14 protein-coding genes are annotated in these 15,705 nt (G+C 50.2%); 5 read left to right on the forward strand and 9 right to left on the reverse strand.

Features of this window, described 5'->3' with window-relative positions; all coding sequences use genetic code 11:
• Positions 1-55: 55 nt before the first annotated feature.
• The 4 genes from NDA01_RS02520 to phoU form a co-directional block, all read right to left on the reverse strand.
• Positions 56-838: a LapA family protein gene (locus NDA01_RS02520; RefSeq protein ID WP_348226747.1), complete on the reverse strand. Its 783-nt coding sequence runs from the start codon at positions 836-838 to the stop codon at positions 56-58.
• A gap of 112 nt (positions 839-950) precedes the next feature.
• Positions 951-1,583: a flavin prenyltransferase UbiX gene (locus NDA01_RS02525; protein WP_348226748.1), complete on the reverse strand. Its 633-nt coding sequence runs from the start codon at positions 1,581-1,583 to the stop codon at positions 951-953.
• Positions 1,584-1,601: 18 nt separating this feature from the next.
• Complete coding sequence (locus NDA01_RS02530) at positions 1,602-3,950, reverse strand: ribonuclease R family protein (protein WP_190554716.1); 2,349 nt, start codon at positions 3,948-3,950, stop codon at positions 1,602-1,604.
• 703 nt (positions 3,951-4,653) lie between these two features.
• Positions 4,654-5,310, reverse strand: a complete 657-nt coding sequence (gene phoU / locus NDA01_RS02535) for a phosphate signaling complex protein PhoU (protein WP_190433708.1) — start codon at positions 5,308-5,310, stop codon at positions 4,654-4,656.
• Positions 5,311-5,759: 449 nt separating this feature from the next.
• On the opposite strand from phoU, the gene psaM reads away from it, so the two are divergent.
• Together psaM and NDA01_RS02545 are read left to right on the forward strand one after the other, a co-directional pair.
• Entirely contained in the window at positions 5,760-5,855 is a 96-nt protein-coding gene (gene psaM, locus NDA01_RS02540; RefSeq protein WP_190433706.1) for a photosystem I reaction center subunit XII, read from the forward strand.
• Positions 5,856-6,078: 223 nt separating this feature from the next.
• Positions 6,079-6,507 (forward strand): slr1601 family putative cell division protein, encoded by a 429-nt coding sequence (locus NDA01_RS02545; RefSeq protein ID WP_348226749.1) that lies wholly within the window; start codon positions 6,079-6,081, stop codon positions 6,505-6,507.
• A 59-nt stretch (positions 6,508-6,566) separates the two neighbouring features.
• Here the strand turns inward: NDA01_RS02545 and NDA01_RS02550 are convergent, their stop codons facing one another.
• Positions 6,567-7,361 carry a tetratricopeptide repeat protein gene (locus tag NDA01_RS02550; protein WP_348226750.1) on the reverse strand — a complete coding sequence of 265 codons (795 nt, stop codon included), beginning with the start codon at positions 7,359-7,361 and terminating at the stop codon, positions 6,567-6,569.
• Between the two features lie 481 nt (positions 7,362-7,842).
• Between NDA01_RS02550 and NDA01_RS02555 the strand changes: the two genes are divergently transcribed.
• Complete coding sequence (locus NDA01_RS02555) at positions 7,843-8,307, forward strand: hypothetical protein (RefSeq protein ID WP_348226751.1); 465 nt, start codon at positions 7,843-7,845, stop codon at positions 8,305-8,307.
• A 66-nt stretch (positions 8,308-8,373) separates the two neighbouring features.
• Here NDA01_RS02555 and nadB read toward each other — a convergent pair whose 3' ends face one another.
• The 4 genes from nadB to NDA01_RS02575 form a co-directional block, all read right to left on the reverse strand.
• Positions 8,374-10,104: an L-aspartate oxidase gene (nadB, locus tag NDA01_RS02560; protein ID WP_348226752.1), complete on the reverse strand. Its 1,731-nt coding sequence runs from the start codon at positions 10,102-10,104 to the stop codon at positions 8,374-8,376.
• A 176-nt stretch (positions 10,105-10,280) separates the two neighbouring features.
• Positions 10,281-10,712, reverse strand: a complete 432-nt coding sequence (psbU, locus tag NDA01_RS02565; protein WP_190554721.1) for a photosystem II complex extrinsic protein PsbU — start codon at positions 10,710-10,712, stop codon at positions 10,281-10,283.
• Positions 10,713-10,983: 271 nt separating this feature from the next.
• Positions 10,984-12,003, reverse strand: a complete 1,020-nt coding sequence (locus tag NDA01_RS02570) for an adenylate/guanylate cyclase domain-containing protein (RefSeq protein WP_313930198.1) — start codon at positions 12,001-12,003, stop codon at positions 10,984-10,986.
• 202 nt (positions 12,004-12,205) lie between these two features.
• Complete coding sequence (locus NDA01_RS02575) at positions 12,206-12,892, reverse strand: DUF3120 domain-containing protein (protein WP_190554722.1); 687 nt, start codon at positions 12,890-12,892, stop codon at positions 12,206-12,208.
• Positions 12,893-13,275: 383 nt separating this feature from the next.
• Here NDA01_RS02575 and NDA01_RS02580 point away from each other — a divergent pair, with 383 nt between their 5' ends.
• Positions 13,276-14,247, forward strand: a complete 972-nt coding sequence (locus NDA01_RS02580; protein ID WP_242024617.1) for an undecaprenyl-diphosphate phosphatase — start codon at positions 13,276-13,278, stop codon at positions 14,245-14,247.
• 51 nt (positions 14,248-14,298) lie between these two features.
• Entirely contained in the window at positions 14,299-15,684 is a 1,386-nt protein-coding gene (locus NDA01_RS02585; RefSeq protein WP_348226753.1) for a TIGR03279 family radical SAM protein, read from the forward strand.
• Positions 15,685-15,705 lie beyond the last annotated feature (21 nt).

The raw sequence follows: 15,705 nt of genomic DNA on the forward strand, positions 1-15,705 counted from the left end.
AAACTCGCCGCTGTAGAAATAGTCAATGGGTGGATTGGGGATAGGGGGTAAGCCGCTACCAATCAGACTTTGAGCGATCGCCCCAACCTTTGTCTCGCCAGGTTTGATCCCCCCAATCATCGTTTTGGGAGTCTCCCCGGTCTTGCCTGTCGGGACGCTCTGCCCAGTCACGGCGTTCAACATCATGAGGCGTTTCATCCTCAAAATCTTCATCTTCAAAGCCGTAGTCATCTTCTGTCTCTTCCAGCGGTTGGGGCGGTGGAATAATGACTCGGTAATCAGCATCATAGACAGATTCAGATCGGCCTACGCCAGAGGTGTTTGGCTCTTTGTAGCTATAGGAGTAGGATGATCCAGAGCGATAACTAGAGGTTGGCTCTTGGGGCACTTCGTAGTTTGTGCGATCGCGCTGATCGCCGGAACTATAGTCAGAGCGGTCTACGGGGTCTGTTTCCTCTTCTTCGTCCCCAAAGTCTGTTTCATCAGTAAAGCGATCTGCTGTGGGACTGGTGTAGCTAGTTTGATCGCTAGCTGAGCGACTGCTGCTATCCCAACTGGAACGCGAGGCAGCGGCTTCTGTTTCTAGCCGCGAAGCAGTAGCGACCCGCGATCGCATTTTCTTGACAGCTAGAGTGTTGGATAACTGGAAAAGCCCCGTTAGCAGCAACGTCGTAAGTGCTCCAGCCGCGATCGCCCCTAAAACCCAGACTGAGAGGGGTAATAGCAAGGTCTGCTTACCGAGAAACACCAGCGGCAGTTGAGATACCCAATTTTGCAGGGTAAATGCAGCTAACGCTACCAAAATCAATAGCAGTAGTAAGAGGCGGATCACAGGCATGCTATTCAGCACTCAGCTCTAAATTGTCTTCTACTTGTTAATATTGCCAGCTTGACCTTATACACCCTATACCCTACATCCTATAGCTTGCCTAGCGCCAATGATGGCGGCATCAGTGCCCCTCCCAGCGCTTTAGTGGTACGCAATCCAGCTCAAACTGATCTAGGGCGCGAGCTACGACAAAATCCACTAAATCTTCGATCGTTTGAGGCTGGTGATACCAAGCGGGGATAGCTGGGACAATCCTAGCGCCTGCCTCCGCTAAAGTGGTCAAGTTGCGGAGGTGAATTAAGCTTAGGGGGGTTTCGCGAGGAACTACTACCAATTTGCGGCCTTCTTTGAGCTGGACATCGGCAGCTCGTTCTAGCAAATCCGAACTCAACCCCCCAGCTAATTTAGCAACAGTACTCATACTGCAAGGCATCACCAACATCCCTAAGGTGCGAAAAGAGCCGCTGGCAATGTTAGCTCCCACATCGCCCGCTGAGTGGCAAGTCAGTTGACCACCTGTTAAAACCCCCGCTTGCTGCCGCCAGAACTGTTCTTGTTGCAAGGGTTCGGCTGGCATCCGGATGTCTTGCTCGGCTTGCCAAACCATGTAGGTAGCTTTAGAGGCTACCAGTTCAATGGCATAATCTGCGCTCAAGAGAAACTTGAGTGCCCGCACGGCATAAATGAGACCCGATGCCCCTGATACGCCGAGAATCAGAGGCCGAGGTAGGGCAGAAGCCACAGGATTAGACACAGGTTTTTGAACTCAGCCTTACTCTTCAAGATGACGGGCAGCAGGGTCAGCATCGTAACCCAGGTCAGCGTTAGTGCTTCCGGGTTCGTCGGAGTCATCTTCGGATGCTTCGCTACCACCACCGACAGCAATCAGGTCAATTTGCTGGCGATAGTAATCAACGCTTTTCACTTGGACTTCCACGCGATCGCCCAAACGGTACTGCTTCCGGTTCTTCCGACCTACTAGCTTCTGCTGCCGCGATCGGTACTCATACCAGTCATCCTTCAAGGAACTGACATGTACCAGACCTTCGACTAGTAGATCTTCAATTTCGACGAAGAAACCGTAGGATTGCACCCCAGTAATTAAGCCCTGGAAGATTTCGCCGGTATGTTCTTTCATGAACCCAGCTTTTTTCAGACCCTCTAAGTCGTCTTCCGCCTCTTGCGCCACCTTCTCCCGCTCGCTCAGGTTGTTGACGATGGTGGCAATATGGCTCTCTAGGTCTTGGTGCAATTCTGGGGGCAACACATTCCAGTTGATTTTGCCGTAGCAAGAACCATCTCGGAGGTTGACGCTGTCCTTAGCGCGGGTAGAACGGCGATCGCGGCCTTGCTCAAACACACTCTGTAGCACCCGATGCACCAACAAGTCTGGGTAGCGCCGCATGGGAGAAGTGAAGTGAGTGTATCCCTGCTCTAGCGCCAAACCAAAATGCGGTCGGGGATGCGTGGTATAAACGGCAGGCTTGAGCGTAGACAGCAGCAGATAAGTGAGCACCTTTTCGGCGCGTGACTCCGCAAACTGCTGAGTAAAGTTTTGGTAGTCCTGCGGTTGAATCGTATCTTCCTGCTCCAAGCGCAAGTTAATGCCCATGTTGCTGACGAGCTTCATGAGTTCTTGCACCTCCCCGACATTGGGCGTGGGATGCACTCGATAAATCCCAGGTACACCCAGAGCTTGCAAATGGGCCGCTACGACTTGGTTCGCCAGCAGCATAAACTCTACTACCATTGCTCGCGCCGAGAGGTCGGAGGAGACGATGACTGCTCCTAAAGCTCCCTCGTCGTCGTAGTGGAAGCGGGTTTGCGGCAAGTTAAGTTCAAAGGCACCCCGCTGGCGACGCTGGGTTTTTAATGCCTGACTGAGCAATGCCAATTGATCGACCATCTCCCTGACTCCATCAGGCAATGACTCGACAAAAGCCGCCGTTTGGCTATCTAGCGACTCAGACTGCGGCTGCTGGCGCTCTAGAATTGTCTGCACTTGCTGATAACTGAGTTGATGGTCCACCTGGAGCACAGTGGGTTGCAGCTCATACTCAACCACTTGGCCTTCAGGACTAACGGTAAAGAGTAAGGAGATGGCAAGGCGATCTTGTCCTGGTACTAGGCAGCACAATTGCGCCGCTGCATCGGGCAACATCGGTAGCACCACGTCTCCCAAATAAACTGAAATGCCCCGCTTCTGCGCCTCGATATCCAGCGGTGAGCCAGCCTGGATATAGTGAGACACATCTGCAATATGCACCCCTAAGCGCCAGTTGCCTTCCTCGGTCTTTTCCAAAGTGAGGGCATCATCACAACCATCGACAGGTTGCTGGGTGCTGTCTGCTTTCAAGGCTAAGGCTAAGCGATCGCGGAGATCTAAGCGGTTTTTTAAGTCGGCGGCTTTGAGCTTCTTAGGTAACGCTTCCGCAGCTTTCAGCACTGCGGGGGGAAACTCTCGACGCAGATCGTACTTGCAGCTGACAATATCGGTATCTGCGGCTGACTGAGCATCACTGCCTAGAACTTGGGTCACTTTTCCTAAGGGAGGTTGCTGTCCCAATGGGTAACGCTGCACTTCAACATGAACTAAATGATCCAGGGCGGCTTCTAGATCTACTCCATTGGTCTTTAAATGCAATTCAAACAGCAAGCGATCGTCTAGGGGCACCGCTTGATAGCCTTTTTCCGATTGCTTTACCCGCGCCAGCACTGAGCTATTGGCCCGCTCCAAAATTAGCCGCACTTCCCCTTCCGGGCTGCGACGACGGCTGCCTTCCTTGGTGACTCTGACCAAGACGCGATCGCCGTTCCAAGCGTTGCTGAGTTGGCTCTCGCGGACGTAGATGTCTTCTGCGCCTTCTTCATCCTGAATCGCGAAGCAAAACCCTTTGCTAGAGCAACGCAGTTTGCCCTCAACGACGCCTTCTTCCCAGACCCGACGGTATTTGCCTCGCTCTTTTACCAAAATGCCTACCTTTTCCAGGGCATCTAGGGCAATTTGGAGCTTACGCAGACCCGCATCGTCTTGGCAGTTCAGCTTCTTTTCCAAGACTTTAGGGGCGATCAGCTTGTCATCCGCGAAATTTGCTAACAGTGCCGCGATCGAAAATTCCATGTAGCGATAGGTCCTTAAATTTCTGTTGATTCGGTTCTCTCACCCTTGCTGTGATGACCCAGGCATCGCTTAGCCTGTGTTATCCCCGATTTACCTAGAACCTATCCGAAAACCCCGGAGGGGCTTTGAATTTCAAAAACTCAATAGAGTTTCCGAATAGGCACCTAACGATGTCACTTGCTGTAAACCTGCATCAATACAACGCTTCGCATTTATACAGGCAATACAGCTTACATCGCACGCCAACCCATGCCTTGCAGCTCAGGTATGCCAGTCACTCAGCTCCTTGCATTTACTAAGCCCTAGGTCATCCACAGCTGATGAACCTCGATCCTGCCCTAGACATAGCAGCCGCAACAGCGCGAACTTGCTTTTTGACAGGGTCTGGGGAATACCATCTCTTCATTGATTAGTGCTCTAGAGTTACGTTTCTGGAGCTACCAGCCAGATGAAAGGACAGCCATAGTACATCGAGACGTTGTAGGAGGCAGGAGTAACGAACGCTAGATTCGGGTTGACAATGTTCCAGTGCTTTAATTGCGTCTACCTTGGCACTGTACACACTCTATTTAATACTTTCGCACTGAATGTAAACCTGTCAAACGCTATTCACCAAATCTCTCATCAGAATTACGTCTTTAGAACCAAGAAACACTCTTTTTCATCAGACTATGGCAGTCCTAAATGATTCCTTGTCCAGTTCCTAATAACGCTGTCCAGTCACAATGTAAGCGACACGTTTGCCAATATTAGTTGCGTGATCAGCCATTCGTTCTAGGTGACGAATCACTAAAACTAACAAAACCGTTGGCTCTACGACGCCTCGAAGATCAGTTTGATGTGCCAGGAGGTCGTATAAATCTTGGTAATCTGAATCGACCGCGTCGTCCTTTGTCTTCAAATCCAGACCTGACTCTGCATCTAGATCAGACAAAGCAGCCAAACTCATAGCGAGCATGGCTTGGCAACGGTCTAGCATGAGTTGCACTCGCTCCATGCAGGGATGAATCGGGTAAGGGAACAACTTAACCGCAATTTCACCCAAGTCCTCCGCGTAGTCGCCGATCCGCTCTAAATCTCGCACCAACTGCATTAAGGCACTAATCATTCGTAAGTCCTGTGTCACAGGGGCTTGTAGGGCCATCATGCTGACGCAATCTAGTTCTATTTGACGGTAGAGCTGATCAATCTGTTTATCTTGCTGACTGATCCGCTCAGCGGCTTCTAAATCTCGCTCAAATAAAGCTTGGCGGGCTAAGCGACAGGATTTTTCTACCAAGGCACCCATGCGTAGAACGTCCCGTTGCAGGCGTTTAAGCTGGCGATCGAAATGGGTTCGGACAGATCTTTGGCTTTCCAACGAAACAGTTACCAATCTTAAAAATATGTAGATTTTATTAAACTTCGCCTCGAAGACGGGGCTTTCGAGTTTTGCAAAGATGATTTATCTCATTGAAATAGCTTAAGTATAGCCACCTAAAACTTAGAAAGATGTAGTCCCGATCGCTCTAAATCAAAGCATTTTGGCTATAGGTCGCTATAAGCAGCATTTGTAAGCATGCAGTTTCTCTTCAGCCCTAACTGTTCATTCAGAACTCTTTGTTGAAAGTGTATCGGCTGTGCTCCTGCGACTAGTTGCAGAACCAATTGGAGCTAGGTTTTGCAGCCTCAACTATGCTTAGAAGTAGACCAGGCTGCGATCGCAGCTTTAGCTGATTTTTTGTTACATCATGTAACAAGTTGTTCCAGAAGCCAGGAATTTGGCCGAAATTGGTGAACTAGCAACCTCAAAATATGGAGTTTTCAAACATGTCTATATCAGATACCCAAGTCTACGTTGCGCTAGTCGTTGCTTTGATCCCAGGGATTATGGCTTTCCGGTTAGCCACCGAACTGTATAAGTAAGCTCGCAAATTGAGCGATTGGAGCCTATCTTAGGGGTGGGGTCAAAACCTCCGGGCAATCTTAGAAATTTAGTGTAGATTGTCTGATAGCAACTAGGCTTTGCTGCTGAGATAGGCTCCAATTGGAGCTTTTGGGTGCTATGGAATTGGTTGATCTAAACCTACCATTGAGCCTGGGTAGCAAAGGTGCGTCACATTCAAGGTTTTACGTCACCCCACTCCGTATGAACGCGATTCAACCCTCAAGCCCCCCTTTAAGAACTAACAACCATTTGCGGCTGGCTACTCCGCCTAATCCGCGCCAGCGCCGCAAACCTGCCAAAGCAGCCACGAAGCTACCTGTTGGTCTTGTGATGGAAACAACGCTGAAGTTAGCTGTGAACGTCACGTTGTCCGTTGCTGCTGTCTCTACGTTGATGCGGATTTTGCCTTACCAGTTATCGCAGCAAGAGAAGTTGCAAGAAATTCGAGCTGAAGTCAATGTGACTGAAGGGCGAGTGAATCGCTTACGAGACGACTTTAGTCGCCACTTTGATCCACAGCAGACAAAAGCGCTTATGCAGGAACAGAGTAATCGGGTAGACCCAAAGCAGCTACAGGTCGTGTGGACAAACGTGGCTGATTTGGCTGATACCGACGAGGTTACTCCCTAGAGTTGGAGTTGCTGGAGGCTGGGGTTTAGCTTGGCTAGATCGCGAGGAGGTAGCTTTGGTTACGCTCTTAAGGGACTGAGAAGGTCGTTGAGCCAATTCTCCACTTGCTGGCGGAGTCGTTGTGCAGACTCGGTATGGGTCAAAAGCAGAATTTGTAGAGCTTTCTGATAGTCGGCGATCGCGCAGTTCCAATCCCCCATGATGTGGAACGTGCGGCCCCGCTCGGCGTAAATGTGGCCCTCAAGCTGGCCGAAGTGCAGCGCTAGTTCAAAGTTGCCGATCGCTTGCTCATACATCTCCAGCTGCCGAAAAGTAATTCCTTGGTTGATCCAAGCGCGAGTGTTGCCCGGATTGAGGTCAATAGCAACTCCGTAGTCTGCGATCGCCTCAGCTAATTGACCTTGAGCTGCATAGTAGTTGGCTCGATTGTTGTAGACGCTGGCGAGTTTGGGATTTAGTTCAATGGCTTGGTTGTAGTCTGCGATCGCTTTTTCGCTTTGTCCGCTTTGAAAGTAGACCAAACCCCGGTTGTTGTAATCTGTCGCACTAGTTTGGTGCCGCTCTAGCAATTCACTCAGTAGATCAATTGCTACCTCGTAGTAACCTTGCTGCGCTGCGGCGATCGCTTGCTGTCGCAATTGTTGGTCTTGCTCGTCAGTGTGTACCTCAGGCTTCCCACTAGGACGAAGAGATGGAGTCCCGGTTAGACGCAGTTGGTTGCCTTGCCGCCGATGAGGACCCACCTGCCCGACGCCAGTACCAATGTTTGCTTGCCCAGCCACAGAAGCTAGAGTTGAGCCCTGACGCCGACGCTGAGCGCTGCCTTGAGGGTTGAAAGCCGAACGACTACTCATACTCTTCTCCTGAATCAGTGACCGTATCTCTGGGTTTGTATCTTTGGGCTTGTAGACTCACGATATCCAGTTGGCCGCAATTGTTGCTCTATCCGTGTGTCACTTACCGATGTGTCTTAAGTCATGATTTCCAGACGTTAAACTCGCAAGCCTTAGCTTTGAAGCTGTCTCCTAAGACTGATGCCGAGCAAGTGACAGAATAGACACCCTTAATACTGAAAACAATGCTGAGAACTTATAGCAAGACTACAAGAGCAACTCAGCCAATTTCTGAAGTGCACCGCATACCTTGCCTGAACACAGCATTAGCAGTTAAAAATCTAACTGTTCGACACGCCTCGGGGATGGACGTGGCCAGAAGGCTTAACCGAGCTAAAATTCCTATGGAGCTTACCTGCGATCGCAATTTAACGAACTGTGATGCGTGGCTCCTTAAATTTTTCAATTCCGTTGAAATTGGCAGTGCCAATCCAAACCTTCCATGACAACTGCGACTTCCCTGCCTCAAGCCCCCGACCTCTCCACAGATGAGTATTTAGTCATCGGTTTAGCTACTTGTTTTCTCAAAGAAGATGGCAAACTTCACGAAGTGAGGATTTTGGAGCCGATCCCCTCAGCCGCGATCGAAGCCATTGCGAAAGGAGTGCCCACCTCCTACGAAATGGCCATTGCCACAACTTTAGGCACGGTCCTAGCTGGAGAAACCCTACAAAAGCCAGATGGGTTCCCGGAAGATGCCCAATTCTGTGATGAGTTTGTGCAGCGTGCTATTGCTGCCGCTCGTACCTACAAAGCCAAGACCGCAGCACAAGCTCATGTCCCCCCCGGAACGACTCGTCAAGACTTCAACTACTCCACCGAACGCAAGCGAGTGCTAAACTCCCAGCGCATTGTCAGAGCTGAAGACAATGTGAAACAGCATAAGTACACACACGAAGTACTTTAGCGAGGCGGCTTCTCACCTCAAGGTTTCTCCCTTAGACTGCTGCTTAGGCTTGAGTTTGCCTCTGGCTTACTCTGAGAGGGCTGAAATGGGGGCTGTCCACCAATGGTGGTCTTGTACCAAAGTCTGAGCTTGCCAGTGCGGCTCGGGCTGCGGGAATTCAACTCGATAGTGCCCACCCCGGCTCTCAGTGCGAAATAAAGCGCTTTTCAAAATCAAGTAGCCAACATCCAAAAGATTTTGGGTTTCGCTCCAAGTGCGGATGGCTAAGTCAGCATCCGGCAAGCCCACACTAGCGGCCTGAGTCGGTGCTAAGTTCAGCAGGAATTGGCTTAAAGGTAAGGCGGCAAATTCTGCTTGCCAGATTTCTACTTGAGCGATCGCGGCCAGAAGGGTAGTTTCTTCGCGGCAAATTCCGGCGCTTTGCCACATTAAGCGAGGCAATTCTTGGCGCATAGTGGCGATCGCCGCCTGCTGACGCTGCCAATCTGTAGGCTCAGGATGATAGCCCTCAGATTCAGGGACGCTCGCCTCTGAGCTTGAGTCAACGGCGTTCCATTGGCCTAACTCTAAATGGGCTAACTGAGCCCCATAAACCAAACACTCTAGCAACGAGTTGCTGGCTAAACGGTTGGCTCCATGCACGCCAGTACTGGTCGTTTCCCCCACCGCATAAAGCCCTGGAATCGACGTCCGACTCATGGTGTCAGTTACCACACCTCCCATCCAGTAATGGGCTGCAGGTGTCACGGGAATGGGCTCCCGAAATACATCTACGCCCCACTGTTGAGAGACTTGAATAATGTTAGGGAAGCGATGCCGAATCGTGTTTACAGGAATGGGCCGGAGGTCTAACAAAACGTGGGCGCTGGCTGGGTCTGATTCCGTCTGTTGTAAGTGATTGAAAATTGCTCGACTAACTACATCTCTAGGGGCCAGTTCTCCCGCTGGATGGTACTCGAAGGCAAACCGCTGGCCTGCCGTATCCACTAAGTGCGCTCCTTCTCCGCGTACCGCTTCACTAATCAAAAACCGGGGGGCTCCAGGCTTGCTTAACGCCGTGGGATGAAACTGGATGAATTCTAAATCCCGCAACAAAGCCCCGGCTCGCCAAGCGATCGCCACTCCATCTCCTGTACTCAACTCGGGATTAGTCGTCTGGGCGAATACCTGCCCTCCCCCACCTGTCGCCAAGACCACGGCTGTCGCTCGAACCCAAACAACTTGCCCTTGATGGATCAGGCTAATTCCCTGGCAACGTTGAGTTTGGGGATCAATCCATAAGCTCAGAGCAAACGTTTGAGGAAATACTTGAATATTTTTGCGCTCCAGCACCTTCGCCGTGAGCGTATTGACCACAGCCCGTCCTGTGGTATCTGCTGCGTGCAAGACTCGTCGTCGAGAATGGGCTGCTTCCAGGGTCAAAGCGAGTTCTCCATCGTGGCGATCGAATGCCACCCCCATCTCTACCAAGGATCGAATGCAATCAGAAGCGTTCTCAGCCAAAAACTCTACTGCTGCGGGATCGCAAAGCCCTGCACCCGCTTTGATCGTGTCAGTAATGTGGAGAGCTGTAGAATCATCTGGAGCGATCGCGGCAGCAATCCCACCCTGAGCCCAATCACTCGCCGAAAGAGATAAGGTGTCTTTGGTAATTAAGCCGACTTGAAACGACGGCGGTAGACAAAGGGCGGAATAAAGCCCTGCGGCTCCCGCTCCTACCACTAAAACATCAAAAGGCTGAGTGAAGTCAGGACTCTGGGCTGGAGCAGGGGGTGGAAGAGGTAACGAAGTGTCCAATAAAAATTGCTCCCTGTCATCAATCGCGCGTAAGGATTAACCTTACTGTACAGAGAGCAAAGATATTATTGCAGCGTTTAAACACCCAGTTCTGACCCAGAAGCTGTAGAGACAAGGGCAACTAAAGCACCGGGCTTCTACAAACTCAGTCAACAGTGGCAGAGCTGGAGGCAGATTTAGCGGTAGATACCGTTGTTGAAGCGATCGTCTCCCTCGGTCAAGGCAGAATCTGGATCGGTCACGGTAAAGTTCTTGAAATTTGCTTGCAATGTCTCTTTCTGGCGATCGCTGATGCCAGGTAGATCAAGAACATCTTCCACCTTTTCATAAGGTGCGTGCTGGACGATCGCACGCGCTAAGGTGGGGTACAAGCCAGGATATTGCAAGAAAGCCCGAACATTGGTGTTGTTAAGATCGATCTTGTCCCCGACTTTGGCCCGCTTATCATCGACTGCATTGCGAGGAGCGACCTCAGCAGCTAAGACGGGGATCGGTTGCAGAACCAAATGGCTCAAATTTGCAGCGATCGCTTGTTGAGGCAACCCTAGCCATCCTAGGCAGCCCACTAACAAACTGAGAACTGATAGCCAGCGAACAAAGCGTTTCATCGATTTATACCTTCCTCTGAGCAGATAAAATCCACACACAGCATTTATAGAATTGGCACAAGAATACGCAACCCTGGAAAAGCGCGATGCTCTCTAAGGTCGTGCAAAGCAGCAAATGCCACAAATTTTCTAAAGTCTAGGGTAGCGTACCCAGGTACCCTGGAAAACCTCTAAACTTTGCGTTGCTCGGCGCTGATGCGCTTTACCGCCTTAGATCTTAAAGCGTAAACCTAAACTACTAGTACTCTGTGACAGCAATCTTGACAACGCTCTAGAGAGGTTCAGGGCTTTCATTACCCAGCACTAGACTTTCTTCCTGCATTTGCAGAAAGCGATTCAAGTCAGCGAAGGTACAGGCATGGGTAACAGTGGGTACGTCGTAACCTTTCAAGTCCACTGTATGAGTCTGAAACAAAGCTTGATAAGTTGGGCCCATCGGCACATGCTTGTAGGTTGTTTCTCCTAAGGCTACATCCAGACGGATTTCTTTCGTGGCAGATTCTAAGCGGAAGGCAGCGTTAACTGTGTCTCCTAGGGCGGTATAGTCCGGGCGATCGCCACTCCCCGTGTTGCCCACCATCGCAAACCCAGTATTAATTCCTGCCCCAATGCGTAGCGGGAAGGGCAGCGGATACTGGTCGTACAGCTCACTCGTCATCTTATGCATGGCGCTGAGGGCACTAAAAATGCGTAGCATCTCTTCGTCACTGACCCCTTGGGTGCCGTGAATCCAGACTGCCATCACCGCATCTCCAATGTATTTATCGACCCAACTGCCGTGTTCGCGAATGATATCGCCAGCGCGTCGGAACCAGGTGCCGATCACCTCAGAGAGAATTTTTTCGTCCAGTTGCCGAGTCAACCCCGTAAAGTCACGAATATCCACCACCAAAACTGAGATCAGGCGGCGGACGTGTAAGGTTGCGGTCGCGGTAAATTCTTTGGAGTCCATTCCCATTGACGGATCAGTGAGGTGCTCTGGGGAAGGACAGTAAAACTCTAATTCGATCTGACCAAAGGTGAGTTGGTCTCCGTTTTGTAACGTTACCGGAACACTAACTCGGCGGCCATTCACAAAGGAGCCATTGCGGCTTCCCAAGTCAATGAGATAAAACTCGCCTGTTTCCATGCATTGAAGCATCGCGTGGTTCCGGGAGATCCAGCGATCGGGCAGCACAAAGTTGTTGTCATCGCTTCGACCAATCGTCCAGCAGTTGTTGCCGACTAATGGAAGATATCGATCACCTGCCTCAGAACGGAGCACTAAATGAGGAGTGGATTGAAAAGTCACCACAGGCTAAGAAATCACTGCATCTTTCCCTATGATGCATCCTGACACATCTATCTACGACTATCCATGACACATCTACTTATGCCAATGAATGCTTTCGAAGATTTAACTAAGAATTGTAAGCAAAATCTCGTTGCGCTTGCAGTTTGCCCTGAAGTCCAAAGAGATTAATCTTGGAAATGCTGACTAGCAGCTCAGGAACTTAAGCCGCAGAAGCTACCAACCAGAATAAACCATCTACTAAAATTGTGCTCAGCACAGCTCCGCCAAAGGCCCACCAGTGAGCTTTCTGAGAGCGTAGTGGCAACAATCCCACCACCAGCAAAGTTACCCCCAGCACCGCTGCCCAAGCTGCTCCCCAGGGTGTCCGCATTTGAGCGATCGCATCCTGAAAAATAGGTAATGCCAGCGCTGGATCAACTTGCATCAATCGTCGCCAATGGGGGATCAAATCTACGATGTAGAAGTAAAGATCGGTAACCACGGTCCCGAATAAAGACCCTAAATAAAAGAAATTTCCTACCTTCCCCCACTGGCGCATCAGGCACCAAACTGCAACGGGCAACCCAATGGCTTCGATGGGTAAGTGCAGCAGTGGCTCCCAGCGAAACCATCCCCAATAAATAGAACCTGCTAACCAACTCCAGGTGAATCCAAAAAGCAAGTCACCCCAGAGTTGGGTGCGATCGCGAGCCATCAAGACTAAGCTGAGTCCAAGCCAACCACCAGTCAGAAGTAAACTCAGCACTGGCTGCCAGCGCACTAAGGGAGCCTGAATAAAAACAGGTACCGCTACTAGCAGGACAGCAGCAGCCAGCACAAGCCAAGTTTGGCTAACTCGAAGCTGCCAAGCTGAATCAGGCGACCTTTCCTGGGCTGAATCAACCATGCGTGAGGATGGGGGGAAGGGTGTGAAGGAAGACAAAGTATTTTTAAGTTTCTTATTTAATTTACTTTTTTTAACATAACACAAGCACATCCCCTGGGGGGGCATCTTGTTTATGATAACTTAGTTTTTCTCTTGCCAAAGCTTGAGATCAGTGCCTCTGATGTAATCGTTGAAACTTTCGCAAGTTTGCAACACTCAATTACGCTATACCAGAGCAGGTGAAAGTTGAGCTTTTCTAGCTGCTGGCGTAGGGTCAAATTGCTTGCTGTCGCTCTTGGCTGAAGCAACGTAGCTAAGGAACCTGAGAGTGGTTTGTCCTGCTCCTAGTTGAGAGCAGCAGTAAAAACTGGATACTGAACTGATTAGTTTTCTGGAGTATGTGCATGACGATTGGAATAGACAGTTTGGTGTGGCTCAGCTATTCCTTGGAACCAGTTTCAATTCCATCAGTACAGATGGATCATTTAGCGAATATTTCCTCTCTATTAGCCGTTGCTACCCCAGAAGCGAGTGCTGTTAACTGGTTGGCTGGGTTGTTTCAAGCCTTCATTTTGGGAATTGTGCAGGGCATTACAGAGTTTTTGCCCATTAGTAGTACTGCCCATTTGCAGGTTTTTACTAAAGCGTTGGGCTGGGCTACTGTAGGCGCTAAACCGTTTGTGGCGACGATTCAATTCGGCAGTGTGGTCGCAGTGGTGATCTACTTTTGGTCGGACATTCGCACCATTTTGCTAGGAGGATGGCAAGCCGCCCAGAAGCGAGATTGGCAGCGGGAGGAATGGAAACTTTTAGTGGGAATTGTAGTGGGCACTATCCCAGCGTTGGCGGGGGGATTTTTGCTCAAAAAAGCCCTGAATGATGACGGCTCGACCATTAACAGCATGACGACGATCGCGATCGCCTCTATCGTCATGGCGCTGTTGTTAGGAGCCGCAGAAAACTTAGGGAGTCGGAAACGGGATTTCTCGGCGTTGCGAATTCAAGATGGCATTTTGATTGGTTTGGGGCAAATGTTGGCTTTGGTGCCAGGAGTTTCTCGCTCTGGCTCTACCTTGACGGCTGCTCTCTTTTTAGGGTTGGAACGACAGACAGCGGCTAGATTTTCTTTTCTACTAGGGTTGCCGACGTTAGCGATCGCGACCTTATACCAGTTTTTTAAGGAAGCACTGGGCCAAATCGACCTGTCTTTAGTAGTGGTTGGCACGCTGTCATCCTTCATTTTTTCTTACCTCTCCATTGCCTGGTTACTGCGCTATCTGCAAAATCGCAACACCTGGATCTTTGTTTGGTATCGTCTGGGCTTTGGTGCAGCAATTCTGACGGCAGTGGCAGCTGGCGCTTTACGGAATACCTGAGGCTGGACTCTCTAGAATAGAAATTGGCCTTAGCATTCCAGTGGCATCTTCATGAGCGAAGTTTCAATTCGTCCGGCTTTAATTACCAAGGTTCTTCCTGATTCGATTGCTGCTGAGATTGGGTTTGAGCCGGGCGATCGCCTCGTTGCCATCAATGGTCAAAAACCGCGTGACTTGATCGACTACCAGTTTCTTTGCGCCGATGAAGTTCTAGAACTAGAAGTTTTAGATGCCAAAGGAAAAGCTCATGAGATCGAGATCGAAAAAGACTTCGATGAAGATCTAGGCCTAGAGTTTGAAACTGCTTTGTTTGATGGGCTGCTTCAGTGCAACAACCGCTGCCCATTTTGCTTTATTGATCAACAACCGCCCGGAATGCGAGAAACGCTGTATCTCAAAGATGACGATTACCGCCTTAGCTTTCTCTATGGCAGCTATTTAACCCTCACCAATTTGACCCAACGAGAATGGGATCGGATTGAGCAGATGCGGCTTTCCCCGCTTTATGTATCAGTCCATGCCACTGAGCCAGAAATTAGAAGTCGGCTGCTGAAGAATCCTAGAGCAGGACAGTTGCGATCGCAGTTGCAGTGGTTCCAAGAGCGGCGTTTGCAGATTCATGCCCAGGTGGTAGTTTGCCCAGGGATTAATGATGGAGTTCACTTAGAGCGCACCTTACTAGACTTAGCCGAGTTTCATCAGGGTGAGATGCCTGCTGTGGCTTCTGTGGCTGTAGTGCCTGTAGGACTCACGCGCTTTCGGCCTGACCAAGACGAGTTGGTGCCTGTGACACCGGAAAAAGCTCAAGAAGTGATTGCCCAAGTTCAGACACTGCAAACTCAGTTTCAACAGCAGTTTAGCTCTACCTTCGCCTGGTTAGCAGATGAGTGGTTTTTGATTGCAGGACAAGCCCTACCACCAGAATCCCACTACGAAGACTACCCACAAATTGGCAATGGCGTTGGGTCAATTCAGCAGTTCCTAAAAACTTTTGCTGCTGCCACGGCTCGCCTACCTGAGCAAATTTCCCCTCCCCGGAAACTGACTTGGGTAGTGGGAAATGCAGTTGAGCAAGCGTTTCAACCATTGCTACAACGTCTCAATCAAGTGGAAGGACTCACTGTAGAACTAGTCGCACTTTGCAGCGACTACTGGGGGCAGTCAATCACCGTGACGGGCTTGCTGACTGGGCACGATTTATTGCCAGCGCTCCAAGCTAAGGACCTAGGTGATGGTATTCTCTTGCCAACGGTTATGTTGAAACATGGAGAGTCTCGCTTTTTGGATGACACTACGGTTGAGGACTTAGCTCGCCAACTCCAAACAAAAATTTGGCTGATTAGCAACGTTGAGGAATTTATGGAGACTTGTCTCTGGCTCGATGCAGCTGCCCAACCCTGTATCTCTGGAACTCCCAAGGCTCCCTCTTGCGTCTAGTGCCAGTCGCTTCTATGAGCT

The organism is Trichocoleus desertorum AS-A10, from assembly GCF_039962155.1.
Taxonomy (GTDB): Bacteria; Cyanobacteriota; Cyanobacteriia; order FACHB-46; family FACHB-46; genus Trichocoleus.